The following is a 14123-nucleotide window of genomic DNA, read 5'->3' as shown; positions in this document are numbered from 1 at the left end:
ATATGGAATCGCTATTTGAGCAGTTGGGCGGCACTTACACAAGGCAGGGCGACTATTGCCTACCCAATGTTTGCTTACCGCCCGAAGAAGAACGCCCTATCGGCATTTACGGCCAGCGGCGGCGAGCCTATCTGAAGGAACATCACCGGGTGCTGTATTATAACCTGCTGACCGCCGGGACGCTGGACGGGCACCTTGCAGACATCGAGGAGCAAGCGCAGGAACTCTTTCTTCGGCTGGTAGAACAATACGCAGACACCGAGGGCGTGACGGAGGCCTTGAAAGCCGATGACCCGATGGCGTGGGTGCGAAAGATGAACGGCATCCGACATCGGGCAAACGAGGTCGTGATGCAGGAGATTGTATATGGGTAACGAACCAGCGGAGGTCGATGACCTCCGCTTATTTTATATACAGCTCTGACCGAACGAAAAAGAACAATGTTCGGAACAATATCAAAAATTTCCGGAACAATGTCATTGTTTTATCGGAACTATATCAAACTAAATTTGATATTGTTCCGAACTTTATCAGAGCAAGAGGTCAGAAGCTTTCCGGTACAAGCGCCAGTTTGTTGATTGATTCGTGTGCCCGCACTAGCGCATCATAAACTGCCAAAACATCTTCGGAGTCCCAAGTTCGCAGAGATTTTTCATCAATCACACCGGCACTTTCCTGAATGATCTTCGCAAGCTGTTCTTCATCTGCAACGGCGACAACAGCTTGAACCGCTGCATTGCTCTGTGCCTTTTTCAGATTTAGAATAAGGCTATCGATGGAACCTTTAGACTGTACCTCAAAAACATAAATTGCTTTCCCCATATTGCCGATTTTAGCTTCCCAGACAGCATCCACAACTGCGCCTGTCGCAATCTTTACTTCAGAGCGGCTGTCAAAGCCAAGCAGCTTTCCTATGTCCACCAGCTTGTCTTTGATTTCATCGTGAAGCGATCTTGAATCTCTGGCAGAAACGGGCTCCTGAGAAATAGAAATTGCATCTGTGGTGGGGACATCCTTTTCTGCGAGAGGGAGAATTTCATCCCACAGGAAATAGTCAACAGCCAGCAAGTCCGAATCAGCAGCGCCTGCTTTTTTCAGACTGGATGCAATTTCCTTTGCAACCGCACACACTTCAGTATATTTCTTTCCGGTGTATTGGTAGTTGTACTTGGGCATATTCGGAATCCCCAAGTAACCGTAACAAAGAATGGTTGTCTTGTTGAATACGATGTACTCCTGCGGATTCATATAGGAAAGCAGTTCACTGATTGTAGCAGGTCCCATACCTTTTACAGATTTCAGAAAAATATCCCACCGCTTCTCTACAGAGGCAGATCCGTACAACAGGTCGGCTAACTGCTTTTTAAGCGTAGAAAAGCCATTATCTTCAATCAGCTTATCGACAACATATTTTTTGTTTCCCCACATCAGCACTGCCCAAAGTTTGCTAATATACTCAAGAAAATCTTCTTCAGTCATTGCCAAGAGCTTATCTTTGGTGAAGGATTGGTAATATGCTTTTCGTTCTTTCCGTTCATTCCAGTTTTCTTCATAATATGCCGCATTGGTGGATTGCTTTTTTATAAACGCCTGAATTGCTATAGAAAGCTTCTGTGTGTCCATACTCACTCCTCCATATTATCCGTCCAAAGCTCGCACTGCGTCATAACAGTTTGAACAGCATCGTCCATCCCTTCGGGCGGATACTTATGTTTTTTCAAAAGGCGTTTAATCAGCATGCGCATTCTTGCCCTTGCCTGTTCACGCCTGTTCCAGTCAATCGTGCGGTTCTTGCGAAGGGTTTCAGCAAGTTCCTTGGTAATGGCGATCAATTCATCATTTTCATAAAAATCTTTGATTGCCTGTGGCTTTGTCAGCGCATCGTAGAATGCTAACTCATCCGCCGTGAGGCCAAGTTCTTTGCCTTCGTTGTGCGCAGCGGCGATCTGCTTGGCAAGCTTCATCATCTCATCAATGACCTGCTCATTTGTCAGCATACCGTTCAGATAGGCGTTCATCGCCCGCTGCATAATCTCGCTGAATTTTTCGGATTTGACCACATTTGTCCTGCGGTAAATCTGAACCTGCTCGGCGATCAATTTTTTCAGCAATTCTACGGCGAGATTCTTTTCCTTCATCTTGGAGATTTCTTCAAGGAACTTCGGATCAAACAGAGAAAATTCGGAGTTAACATCAGAAAACAGATTGATGACGCCGTCACTCTTGATGCTCTGCTTCAAAAGCTCATTGATCCTGGCATTCATCTCCGGGAGAGAAATCTTTTGCCCACCGCCCTGATTAGTCAGCCGAATGACAAGGACACGGACAGACTCGAAGAAGGCTGCTTCGAAGCGCATCGGCTCATCTACCAAGGAAGAACAGAGTGACAGTGCTTGGTGAAGCATCAGTGCCTCTTTGAGGAAAGTATCCCGTTCCTTCTCCAACTCCCGACCCATTATGAAGTTCACAGCGCCGCTGATTGTTTTTGCCCGCTCAAGATCCGTGCCGGACATAAACTTTGAGTAGTCGTAGTGATGGAACAGATCTTGGCATATAGAGAGCTTTTCGAGGAACTTGGGATATGCAACCTTTGCGACATCGGTATCGCCATAGTTCTTTTTATCCCGTACCGTATAGTCGTTCATTGCCTGCTTCAAGGCGGAAGCGATACCTACATAGTCGACGACAAGACCGCCTTCCTTATCACGGAAGACTCGATTGACACGGGCAATGGCCTGCATCAGGTTGTAGCCCTGCATCGGTTTGTAGACATACATTGTTGCAAGGGATGGTACATCAAAGCCCGTCAGCCACATATCTACGACAATAGCAATTTTCAGGGGACTGTCATTATCCTTGAATTTCTGTGCCAGTTCGTCTTTGTGGTGCTTGTTTCCAATGATTTTACGCCATTCTTCCGGGTCTTTGTTGCTCTCGGTCATTACAACGGCGACTTTTTCCGTCCAAGCCGGACGCAGTTCGAGAATGCGGTTGTATATCTTCATAGCAATGGCACGAGAATATGCAACAATCATCGCTTTACCCGTGAGCAGGTTCGCACGGTTATTTTCGTAGTGGTCAAGAATGTCGCAGACTAACGAATTGATCGTCTGGTCGTTGCCCAGGACAGCCTCCATCTGGCCAAGTTGTTTTTTGCTCTGCTCGATAACCTGCGGATCGGCGTTATTGGCCATAATATCATATTCAGCATCAATGAGGCGCAAGGTGGCTTCATCCAAATGCAGTTTGATAACACGGCTTTCATAGTAGACCGGGCGTGTTGCACCATCCTCGACAGCCTGCGTCATATCGTAGATGTCAATGTAATCGCCGAACACCTCACGGGTGCTGCGATCTTTGGAAGAAATCGGCGTGCCGGTAAAGCCGATGTATGTAGCATTGGGCAAGCTGTTGCGGATAATGCGAGCCGTGCCAACAACACGCTTGGCGACTTCTTCGCCATCCTCGTTTGTTGTGATTTTGATTTTTTCCGCAAGTCCGTACTGCCCACGATGTGCTTCATCTGCCATCACGACAATATTGCGGCGCTCAGAAAGCGGCTCGTGGGATTCCTCAAACTTCTGCATTGTAGTAAAGATAATCCCGTTTGCCTGTCTGCCGGCAAGCAGCGACTTCAAATGCTCTCTACTTTCTGCGTGGATAGGTTCCTGCCGCAGAAATTTTTTGCATTTGGCAAACTGGCCGTAAAGCTGATCGTCAAGGTCGTTGCGGTCGGTAAGCACAACGATCGTGGGACTGTCCAAGGCATCTTGCAGTAGATGCGCATAAAAAACCATAGATAACGACTTTCCGCTGCCCTGTGTATGCCAAAAAACACCGCCCTTGCCGTCGGTCACGGTTGCGTGCTTGGTAGATTCGACGGCCTTTCTTACTGCAAAATATTGATGGTATCCGGCAAGAATTTTGTAGCTCTTGATACCCTCGTTTGAAAAGCAGATAAAGTTCTTGATAATATCCAACAAGCGATCTTTTTGGAACAACCCTTCAAAGAAGGTGTCAAACTGTGCATACTGGGTATTTTCATAACTGCCGTCTTTTGTTTTCCACTCCATAAAACGATCTTCACCTGAGGTGATCGTTCCTGCCTTGGAAGTAGATTGATCGCTCATCACACAGATGGCGTTGTAAATGAACATCGACGGAATTTCCTGCATATAATTCCGAAGCTGCCGATAGGCCTCAGAAGCGTCTGTTTCCTCACGGGAGGGGGATTTTAGTTCAACAAGAACAACAGGCAAGCCGTTAAGAAAGAGAATAATATCCGGACGCTTGTTGCTGTTCTCAATGAAGGTCCATTGATTGGCAACGATAAAGGAGTTGTTTTCGGGGTGGGAATAGTCAGCGAGATACACAATGCCGGAACGCTCCTCGCCTTTTTCTAAGTAGCGGACCGGAATGCCGCTTTGCAGGTACTCCATAAATTCGGCGTTCTTCTGCGCAAGCTCGCCATTTTCAAAGTTGCGCAGCTTGAATAAAGCGTCGTTAATGGCGTCAGCAGGTAAGCCCTTGTTCAGACGATACAAAGACTCCTCCAATACAGTATCATAGAGCGGGCTCTTAAAGTCCCGTTCCACATCTGGGCCATAAACATACTCATAGCCCAAATCGTTTTTGAAAAGCTCGATTATAGCGTTTTCATAATCAGCTTCTGTGTTATATCCCGGCATATTTACTCCCCACCTTTTATATTGGTTGCAGTATAATCATTTACTGCTTGTCTCAGGCAAGTGGTAATCTGTACAGCTTTTTCTTTTGCTTCTTTTTTATCCTTGAGCTTTACAAAATAATAACCTGAGATAGACATTCGAAGCTTGCTTATGATTGCATCTCGTTTATACCAATCAACAGCGAAATTGCTTTGAATGATTCCTTTTAGATCTTCAATTTCTTCTGGCTTGGCTATACCACTCAAAAGATTAGACAGATTAGAGAGAATATAGGTGTTCAAGGATTCATCGTCAAGATTTTGAGGCGTACTATCTGCTTTTGCATGTGTGTCATACTTCTCAAAATCGGCAACTGCTTGTACATTTCCGCTATTTATATATTTGATATAACTGAGCTGGTGCTCCAATTCAGGAAACAGGGTTGCTTCGTTAATGTTGTACAGGTCAAGCTCTTTCAGGATTTCTTCCTTATTTTCACCACGAATGAAGAAGAATTCTTTTTCAAATGCATTCCGCAGATCGCCCCTCGATTTGGATATAACTGATTTTGCTATATCAGCGACGCCTGAAACAGAAAAGAGACTGGCTAAGAGGAATACACCGCTTTGCTTTCTTAATCGCTCATTCGTATATGTAGGAGTGACCATATAGTTTTCCTGAACAATCTTTGCAAACTCTTGAAACCCGTTTTGCGTGGACCACTTTTTCCTTGTTTCTTCGTCGATTATATGATCCCGCTTTAATCTGGCAAGGACATTCGCAACCGTGTTTTCTTTTGAAAGATCGTAATTTGCTAATGCGGAGACGATTTGAACTTCAAGATCCGTTGGCAAAGAGGGATAGTAGTTTCGGGTGTAGTAAATCACTCCGTATGGCTCGTGTTTTTCCTCACCGTCATCGTCAATATAAGATTCCTCGCCGTGACATTTACAAGCAAAGTACAGCGCTACCAGCGGGTTTGTGGTCAGATCCAGCAGTCTTGTACACATACCATAGTGTTGATACTTTGTCATAATGTCAAAAGTCGTATGAAATTCTTTGAATTCTGCCGGGATTTTTTGCAAAGGAATCTGCATAAGCCGGTGCTCTATACTAAGCATATTGTTTCTAAATATGCTCGGCTCAATATCCCAGAATTCTGCATCTTGCCCGCGAAAATATAGCTCAGTGGAGGTACCGTCATCAGATTCCTTCAGTGCTTTTACAGCGCTGATAAATGAACTGACAGAATCAATCTCGGTCAGCTCGCCAACTTCTAGTTCTTTATAAGCCAATGTGTTACCTCCTCTTTAGCGCAGCAACTATAGTATGTGCCATTGTATTCTCAATGAATGAGTTGTTTTTGTGTATGGGATAGGTAAATGATAATTTAGAGCAGCAAGCAAAAGCGCTCTATAAAGACTGGTTCTTAGATTTTTCTCCATTTTCAAGCGATGGCACACTGCCTGATGGATGGAGAATCGGAACCGTTGGTGATATTATCCAACTCCACGACTCCAAACGAGTTCCGCTTTCAGGCACCGAAAGGAGCAAAATGGCGAAATTATACCCATACTATGGGGCAACTTCGCTTATGGACTATGTCGACAACTACTTGTTTGACGGGATTTATCTACTGCTTGGTGAGGATGGAACTGTTGTTGATAATCTGGGCTTCCCAATTCTGCAATATGTTTATGGCCGGTTTTGGGTAAACAATCACGCACACATAATCACTGGTAAAGAAGGATTTTCTGTCGAAGAACTCTACCTGTTTTTCGGCTTGACCAATATAAAGTCCATAGTAACAGGCGCTGTTCAGCAGAAAGTCAGTCAGCAAAACTTAAAGAAAGTCCCGGCAATTATTCCTTCAAGCACTGCGCTTTCTTCTTTTGACGAACTCATTCAGCCAATCTTTTCTCAGATACGAAATTTACGAGATGAGAATGCTCGATTAACTTCACTGAGAGATATTTTGTTGCCTAAACTGATGTCTGGCGAGTTGGATGTATCTGCCATCGAGCTTTAAGCCGCTAAATTATCATTTATTTTTCTATTTGCATTGATCTTATCATCCAAAGATTTCAGAATTTCGGATATGGCTTTCTGCGCTTCTAAGTCTGGAACTTTGACTAACAGCTTTTGAAGAACATCCGTCTGGACCCTTTGCCTGCCCGATGAGCCAACCATAGATTTGATTGCAGGTTCCCTTACTATGGGACTGGTAACAAGGTAGTAAAGAAAGTCAGGATCACATCCGCCTTTTGCTCTGAACACAATGTACTCGGTGGAACCAAATCCGACCTCACCAGTTTCAAGTACGCTAATTTTTGCGGTTTTACCATTTTCGAGACACGGTGTGATGCGAGCCATTATAGTGTCTCCGTTGCGAAATTTTGTGCCACCAGAATATGGTTCTAATTCAAATCCGGGCACATCTCTACAAAATGGCTGCAATTTATCCATTGAAATCTTTTTTGATATACTTCCTTTTTTAAGTAACTCACGAGGATTGAATTCGGCAATCTCGTCTAACCTTTTTTCGAACCATTCGGCCACTTCATTCACCATCCTATCCAATATATTTTCTGTGTGCCAGTTTTACATTGCTCTGCTTGACCATTGCGTATTGCAAAGTCGTATCAATCCGCTTGTGCCCCAGCAACTGTTGAAGCTGCTCAATGGGCATACCCTTGTCTATTGCCATCGTCGCCAGCGTTCGACGGAATTTGTGCGGATGCACTTTGTGTACGCCCAACTGCCTGCCCAATTCCCGCAATCTTGTTTCGACACCGCCTATGGATAGGCGGTTGAAAGGTGCTTTCAGAGAAACGATCAGTGCCGGATTATCATCGCTGCGGCTTTCCAAATAGTCTTGCAGGTGCAGCTTCGTTCGGGCGTCAAAGTAGACCATTCGCTCTTTGTCTCCTTTACCGAACACCACACACTCCCGCTCTGTAAAATCCACATCATCACGGTTCAGAAGCACCATTTCTCCGACACGCATTCCGGTTGAAGCAAGCAGGTCGATCATTGCCAAATCACGCATTTCAGAACAGCTATCCCGCATCAGCTCAAGGGTTTCGTCTGAGTAGGTTTCCTTGATGTTTGACACTGTCTTGACTTTATGTATCCGGCGAACGGGACTTTTAAGAATATAATCCTCATCTTCCAACCAAGAGAAAAACGACGAAAGGATGCGCCGAATGTTATCTATGGTTACTCGGCTGGAATGGCGTTCCCTTTGGTAATTCGTCAGGTACTGGCGAATATCCTCTGTTACGATCTCTTTGATTGGCTTCCCGATACCGTCAAGCATTGCCTGTGTGGTGGCCTGGTAGTATTTCAGCGACTTTTCAGAACAACCTTCAATGCGCTTGGCGGCAAGGAAAAGAGCTAAAAGATCTTGCTCTTGCTTCTCGGCTTTGCCATCGGAAAGGCTAATGTCATAATCCCACAGGGCGTGCAGCAAAACCTCTTGTAGCTTTTCGGTTTGCGCGTTGTTCAGATATGGGAGCATACCTTGCACAACAGCAGCGATTATTTTTTGCTTCATAGTTGAACTCTCCTTTTTATTGAGAACAACTATGGAGTGGTGTATCCTCGTTTTCACCCCCGCCACTCGCAAGGGCTATTGATGAGTAGGTAAATGATAATTTAGCGGCTTAAAGCTCGATGGCAGATACATCCAACTCGCCAGACATCAGTTTGGGCAAAAGAGCATCCCGGAGTGCTGTAAGTCGTGTGTTTTCAAGGCGCGAGCATTCCATTTGGGTTAATGCTGGTATAGCAATACTATTAAACTTCGCCAATTCATCAGCCGAAGGCAAATAAATTGGATAGGTCATAATCTGCTGTTTATCGCCACGAGGCATCTTTGTTCCCTTAGCGCCAGCAGCCATAAAGTCGAAGAAATGGTCAGCATATAAAGTGCTGAACAGAAACGCTGATAACGCTGACTCCTTGGGGCAGAAGCAAAGAACATCGGTAGAGCATCCGCAGTCAAATTGGCAGTATACGATTTTCTTAAAATATGGGCGAATATTAGAGATGAGTACATCGCCTTTTCTGCACTTCGTGGTCTGCGCAATAGTAGGCAAAGTCGCTGCATCAACGGCACCTTTTTTATCAGACTGCATATTTTCTGTAGAATAGTAATTGCTGTTATTCAAATCTAAAACGGGAACTTTATCCTTTGAATAACTGCAAATGTCTGCTAATACCCCTGCCGTAACATCTGATCTTGTAGAACTGAAGCGATTTTGATAAACAGACTGAATTATATCCGCTAAATTATCATTTATCGCTGTGTTTAGAAAGATTTTTGCCTCGATACTGTCCAAAATACTTGCAATTTTATTTTGATATTCAATAGACGGAAGTTCTATTTCTTGTTGGGCTAGCACTTTCACCGACAGACCGGGTTGTGCCGATTGCCCAGACAGGCGGCCTAATTGCATTCTTGAAAGCAGATAAGCTAAATAACGAATATTGCTTTTATCATTTGCGCAAACCACAACGGCGTGTTCCGTCATATACGCCTTGCCCGAAAAGTACCGAACATTCCCGCAGAATGCGCCTTGGCGGCCGATAATTGCGCACTCACCGTCAAAGTTAAAATGGTTAGTAAAACCTCTTTGACCATTTCCGCCAAACACGGGATATTCCCCTTCTGAACTAATTTCGCTGGCTTTGATGTTTTTTCCACTGCTAAGTCGTGAACAGACATCTGATAGATTATATTTCATACCCAATTGCCCCCAGTTTCTTGCGGATTTCATCCTCCAGCTCGTGGGACTTTTTGAACATCTCCGAAAGTTCAGAAGTCAAACGGGTCATCTTCTCCTCGAAGGGTTCGCCGTCATCCTCAACTTCTTCGATGCCCACATATCGGCCCGGAGTCAGGATAAAGTCCTGCTTTTCGATCGCCTGAAGGCCTGCCACAGCACAGAAGCCCTTTACATCTTCCAATGTCCCTTCTTGGAATGCTTCGAAGGTATCTGCTAATTTTTGAATGTCCTCGTCGGTGAAATCTCTGTGCTTTTTATCAACCATATGTCCCATCTTTCGGGCGTCAATAAAAAGCGTCTTGCCCTTTTGCTTTTTATTCTTGCTGATAAACCAGAGGGTGACGGGAATGGTCACGCTATAAAAAAGCTGTGTCGGCAGAGCTACAATTCCCTCCACAAGGTCAGCCTGAATGATGCGTTTTCTGATTTCCCCCTCACCGCTGGTTTGAGTGGACAGCGCACCATTTGCAAGAACAAGACCTATCTTGCCGTTGGGGGCGAGGTGGTGGATCATATGTTGAATCCACGCATAGTTGGCGTTACCGGCGGGGGGCGTACCAAACTGCCAACGCACATCGTCCTTCAGCTTTTCCTGTCCCCAGTTGGAGAGATTAAACGGTGGATTTGCCATAATGAAATCTGCTTTCAGCGTGGGGTGGAGGTCATTAAAGAAAGTGTCTGCCTGATACGGTCCGAAGTTGGCGTCGATACCACGGATCGCCATATTCATCTTCGCCATTTTCCAAGTATCGGCGTTTGACTCTTGCCCATAGACTGAGATCTTCCCCCGGTTTCCTCGATGTGCTTCTATGAAATCGGCTGACTGAACGAACATACCGCCAGAACCACAGCAGGGATCGTACACACGGCAATTTTCGTAAGGCTTTAGAATTGCAACAATCGTTTTAACGATACTTTCCGGCGTGTAGAACTCGCCGCCCTTAACACCTTCGTATGCAGCAAACTGCTGAATGCAATACTGATATGTTTTACCAAGCAGATCCTTGTTTTCTTTGGTATCGCTCATATCCATATTGGTGAACAGGTCAACCACATCGCCCAAAACACGCTTGTCCAAATCTGGGCTTGCATAGTTTTTAGGCAGCACATTTTTCAGGCTTTTGTTCTCTGCTTCAATAGCCCGCATTGCATTGTCTATGAGTGCGCCAATTTCAGGAGTATGAGCGGCAGAAGCAATTTTACTCCACCGGGCATCCTCCGGTACGAAGAAAATGTTATCTTCGGCGTATGCATCACGATCATCCTCGAAACCGTCGCCCTCAGCAACAAGCTCCTGATAACGCTTTTCAAAAGCATTGGATATATAACGCAGGAAAATAAGTCCTACGATCACTTTTCGGTATTCTGCTGCGGGGATGTGCCCCCAAAGGACACACGCAGCGTCCCAGATTTGTTTTTCAAAGCCGATTGTGGCGTTGTTTCCGTTAGCCATATAAATATGTCCCTTTCTTCTTGCTATATCAGCTTATCATTCCGATGAATTCTAGTGTGGGAGAAATTAAATCTTTGCTTATAACCTTCCAGCCATGCACCATTAAAAATGCTAATCAATATTTCCTGGAATCAATGATTCTAAAGTGCTTGTCATTTGTTCAAATTCACGCTTTTCTTTCGCAGACATTTTGACAGGATACGCTCTTGCAATATCTTCAATGCTTTTCTTTATTTTGAAAGCTTCTGCGGGTTGCTTTAGAATTCTGAGCTCTGTTTTTATTGATTCTTTTGCGGATATTTCATTGATAATTTGTTTCATAAATTTGGAAATTTCGCTGTTTGCAGAATAATCAGCAGGCGCATAAAAGTTTATACGCCCATCACTAAACAACTGGTAAACTTTTCCTCTGTTATCTTTTTGGGGATCAAAAACACCGATAGAATAGCCGCCCTTGCTTTTTACTAATCGCATGCAAGGAATATCGGTTGCGCTATCGCCTATGTAAACTATATTTTCATAGGGAATTCTCAACAATTCATCAGGCATGCTGTCATTAACTCTTTCATCGTATTCTTCAAGAAAGCCTTTCGCAATACGGAATATAAATTGAGTCTTATTCGTGTAATTGATCGCTTGTGCTGGCCATTTTGCGACGCCATCTGCGGAATAAAGATATGTGGAGGCATATATTCGTTTAAAGTACTGAGCGATTTCGCTTCCCTCGATTATTTCTTTAAGTCCTGAAGAAATAATATAATGTTCCAGTTCAATTCCTTTCTTTTCGGCATATTCATTCATTCGCTTGAACCAAGTTTTGACGCCTTTATAAAGCTCTACATCCGCACCGATTTTTCTGAAGTACTCACGCTTAAGAGACTTCCGTTTGAACTCAGAATATCTTATCAATTCGTGCATCCACGCCAAATTCGTGTCCATTAGATTATCTTTTGCAAGTTTATTGGAGGACTGCCAAAACTCGCTTTTATCTATTCCAAAAGATGGAATGAGCGTAAATGTTTGCATATCATCGGGTGATAAGGTCTTGTCGAAATCATAGCAAATAGCCATTTTAGGTTTCTTGGCTCTGATTTCATCATTCATTTTTTCGTACAATTCCGTGCTTTCGCTCATTTTGCAAATGCCTCCTTTTAAATGTTGTATGTCCCGTTGTTATTATAGTTGTAACTGGGTTTTTAATGTAGGCTTACCAAGGGTCGTTTCCGGTCAAACTAGCACTTCCCATTTGCCGTATCGCTTGCCGCTCTCTCTGCGGATATAGTTTTTATCTTGCAGTGACTTCATAATTCGCTTTACAGTTGCGATTGACCGTCCCGTTGCGTTTACAAGCTCTCGCTGCTTGATTGCCGGGTTTTGTGCGACCAGTTCCAAAACCGCCAGTTCTTCCAGTGAGCAGTCCAAAGTATCAAATTGATACTTTGGAACTTTGGAATTGATACTTTGGGGATGGCTTTCCTCCACATAATCAATGTGCATATAACGATTCTTCAGCTCGTAATCCGTGCCTAAAAGAAGATTGCTGAAAAACATTTCCAAGAATTTTGTGGTGGCGTGAACGCCCTTTTGCAGATTCGTGTAGTTTGCTCGGACCAAGGCGTTGCGGAAGTACCACGAATTCTTTTCAAAGGCGTCGTTGTTTACACGGAAGCCGAAAGTTTTCATATATTTGATCATAAAGACGGCGGTGGCACGGGTGTTTCCTTCACCGAAGGGATGGATCTGCCAAATGTCGGAGGTGAATTTCGCCAGGTGCTTCACCGCCGCATCTACGGACAGGCCCTCATAGGAGAACTGTTTTTCAGTGGCAAAATCGTAATCCAGCGTATCCTTGATACTGTTCCAGTCCGCATAGATTACGGTGCCGCCGTTCAACACCCACTCTTTCTTGGTGATGTTGTACTGACGAATCTGCCCGGCGTGACTGAACACGCCATCAAACAGTCTGCGGTGGATGGAGAGCCACTCGGCAGGCGAGAATTGGAAGGCTTTTTCGCCCAACAACTTTGCGATCCTTGCAGAGACAATGTCCGCTTCTTTGGTTTCGTTCTCTATTTCGGTGCGGGTGGTGCGCTGCTCATAATAGCTATGAATGCGCTGCTGGGCTTCATCGATAGTGATTTTACCCTCGATGTGATCCTTTGCGGTATCCAGCAAATATTCAGAGGTTTTCAGCCCGTCAACCGCCTGCAAGCCGATAGCAGTTTGCCAAGCTTCGCTTTTTTCGGCTCTGTCCGGTTCGCCCTGCTTGATATATTCTTCCAGTTCAAATTGCCAATTCTGATCCGGCATATCTGCACCTCATTCCTTGCTCAAATCTTCCGCTTTGAATGTCGTGTACCCCTCGTAATAATAGCTTTGGTCGATGCCACTCAAATAGACTTCCCGGCTGTTTATCTCGTCGGTCAGCGCCGCTTTCAGAAGCACCTTGATCTCCACATCCTTGATGGGGCTGCGCTCCATTGCAAGGAGATAATCCTCTTTATCCACCTTGCTCCAGTCCATGACCTTACCGATTTCTGTTTTCAGGATGTGGTCAAGCCAGATGCGGGTGCTGCGCCCATTGCCCTCCCGAAAGGGGTGGGCAATATTCATTTCCACATATTTTTCGATGATCTCGTCAAAAGTGGACTGCGGCATCCTGTCGATGTTGGACAGTGCCGCCTCCAGATAGATCAGCGGCGCAAAGCGGAAATTACCCTTTGCCAGATTCACCGTGCGCAGCTTTCCGGCAAAGTCGTAAATATCTTCAAACAGATATTTGTGAATCGCCTGCAAAGTCGAGAATTTGCCCGCCGGCAGGGTGTCCAGCACACCGTTTTCGAACAGTTCTACCGCCTTTTTCTTGCTGATGCGTTCTTCTTCACGGGCAAGATCGGCGGAGCTTGTCAGCCCCAATTTATTTTCCAGTGCCATAATGCACCTCCAAAATAATTACTTATCCGCCGCCACGCCGGACTTCATCCAGGCGTCCACTTCGCTGACCTTGAATTTCCAAAGGCGGCCTATTTTTGCAGCGGGCATATTTCTTTTCTCTATCCAGGCGAGTACCGTATCACGGCTGACGCCGAGGTATTCGCAAATCTCTTTCATTGAGTACCAGCGTTCGATGGTCGGTTCCATTAAAATGTCCTCACTTTCAGGCGGTTTCCGATAGCTATAATTATACAATTTAAGTATATCACGGCGATGCCG

General features: G+C 45.0%; 13 protein-coding genes. 2 read left to right on the top strand and 11 right to left on the bottom strand.

Annotated elements, in window-relative coordinates; genetic code table 11:
- Positions 1-2 precede the first annotated feature (2 nt).
- Positions 3-374: a TnpV protein gene (locus KQI26_RS06335; protein WP_216503751.1), complete on the top strand. Its 372-nt coding sequence runs from the start codon at positions 3-5 to the stop codon at positions 372-374.
- Between the two features lie 169 nt (positions 375-543).
- Here the strand turns inward: KQI26_RS06335 and KQI26_RS06330 are convergent, their stop codons facing one another.
- From KQI26_RS06330 to KQI26_RS06320, 3 genes are read right to left on the bottom strand one after another with little or no spacing between them, the layout of a single operon-like run.
- Positions 544-1623 (bottom strand): hypothetical protein, encoded by a 1080-nt coding sequence (locus tag KQI26_RS06330; RefSeq protein WP_216503750.1) that lies wholly within the window; start codon positions 1621-1623, stop codon positions 544-546.
- A 2-nt stretch (positions 1624-1625) separates the two neighbouring features.
- Positions 1626-4688 (bottom strand): type I restriction endonuclease subunit R, encoded by a 3063-nt coding sequence (locus KQI26_RS06325; protein ID WP_216503749.1) that lies wholly within the window; start codon positions 4686-4688, stop codon positions 1626-1628.
- A 2-nt stretch (positions 4689-4690) separates the two neighbouring features.
- A complete protein-coding gene (locus KQI26_RS06320) occupies positions 4691-5962 on the bottom strand; it encodes an FRG domain-containing protein (protein WP_216503748.1) in 1272 nt (423 codons plus the stop codon).
- 167 nt (positions 5963-6129) lie between these two features.
- Here KQI26_RS06320 and KQI26_RS06315 point away from each other — a divergent pair, with 167 nt between their 5' ends.
- Positions 6130-6696 carry a restriction endonuclease subunit S gene (locus KQI26_RS06315; RefSeq protein WP_216503782.1) on the top strand — a complete coding sequence of 189 codons (567 nt, stop codon included), beginning with the start codon at positions 6130-6132 and terminating at the stop codon, positions 6694-6696.
- Here the strand turns inward: KQI26_RS06315 and KQI26_RS06310 are convergent.
- The 8 genes from KQI26_RS06310 to KQI26_RS06275 form a co-directional block, all read right to left on the bottom strand.
- The gene (locus KQI26_RS06310) at positions 6693-7226 is read right to left on the bottom strand and encodes a restriction endonuclease subunit S (RefSeq protein WP_371744097.1); all 534 of its coding nucleotides are present in this window, start codon (positions 7224-7226) and stop codon (positions 6693-6695) included. The two genes, KQI26_RS06315 and KQI26_RS06310, sit on opposite strands and share 4 nt — an antisense overlap.
- 13 nt (positions 7227-7239) lie before the next feature.
- A complete protein-coding gene (xerA, locus tag KQI26_RS06305; RefSeq protein WP_216503746.1) occupies positions 7240-8223 on the bottom strand; it encodes a site-specific tyrosine recombinase/integron integrase in 984 nt (327 codons plus the stop codon).
- Positions 8224-8332: 109 nt separating this feature from the next.
- A complete protein-coding gene (locus KQI26_RS06300; protein ID WP_216503745.1) occupies positions 8333-9415 on the bottom strand; it encodes a restriction endonuclease subunit S in 1083 nt (360 codons plus the stop codon).
- Entirely contained in the window at positions 9405-10910 is a 1506-nt protein-coding gene (locus KQI26_RS06295) for a class I SAM-dependent DNA methyltransferase (protein WP_216503744.1), read from the bottom strand. The genes KQI26_RS06300 and KQI26_RS06295 overlap by 11 nt, the downstream gene beginning before the upstream one ends.
- Before the next feature lie 111 nt (positions 10911-11021).
- Positions 11022-12044, bottom strand: coding sequence for an HAD family hydrolase (locus KQI26_RS06290; protein WP_216503743.1), 1023 nt, complete (start codon positions 12042-12044; stop codon positions 11022-11024).
- A gap of 93 nt (positions 12045-12137) precedes the next feature.
- On the bottom strand, positions 12138-13220 hold the full coding sequence (locus tag KQI26_RS06285; RefSeq protein WP_216503742.1) for a Fic family protein: 1083 nt from the start codon (positions 13218-13220) through the stop codon (positions 12138-12140).
- 9 nt (positions 13221-13229) lie between these two features.
- On the bottom strand, positions 13230-13844 hold the full coding sequence (gene fic, locus KQI26_RS06280; RefSeq protein ID WP_216503741.1) for a protein adenylyltransferase Fic: 615 nt from the start codon (positions 13842-13844) through the stop codon (positions 13230-13232).
- An 18-nt stretch (positions 13845-13862) separates the two neighbouring features.
- Positions 13863-14051 carry a helix-turn-helix domain-containing protein gene (locus tag KQI26_RS06275; RefSeq protein ID WP_177465015.1) on the bottom strand — a complete coding sequence of 63 codons (189 nt, stop codon included), beginning with the start codon at positions 14049-14051 and terminating at the stop codon, positions 13863-13865.
- Positions 14052-14123 lie beyond the last annotated feature (72 nt).

Origin of the sequence: Intestinimonas sp. MSJ-38 (assembly GCF_018917925.1) — a bacterium.
GTDB lineage: Bacteria > Bacillota > Clostridia > Oscillospirales > Butyricicoccaceae > Pseudobutyricicoccus.
The sequence above is the reverse complement of the archived record's forward strand: the minus strand, read 5'-3'. Positions and strand labels throughout refer to the sequence as shown.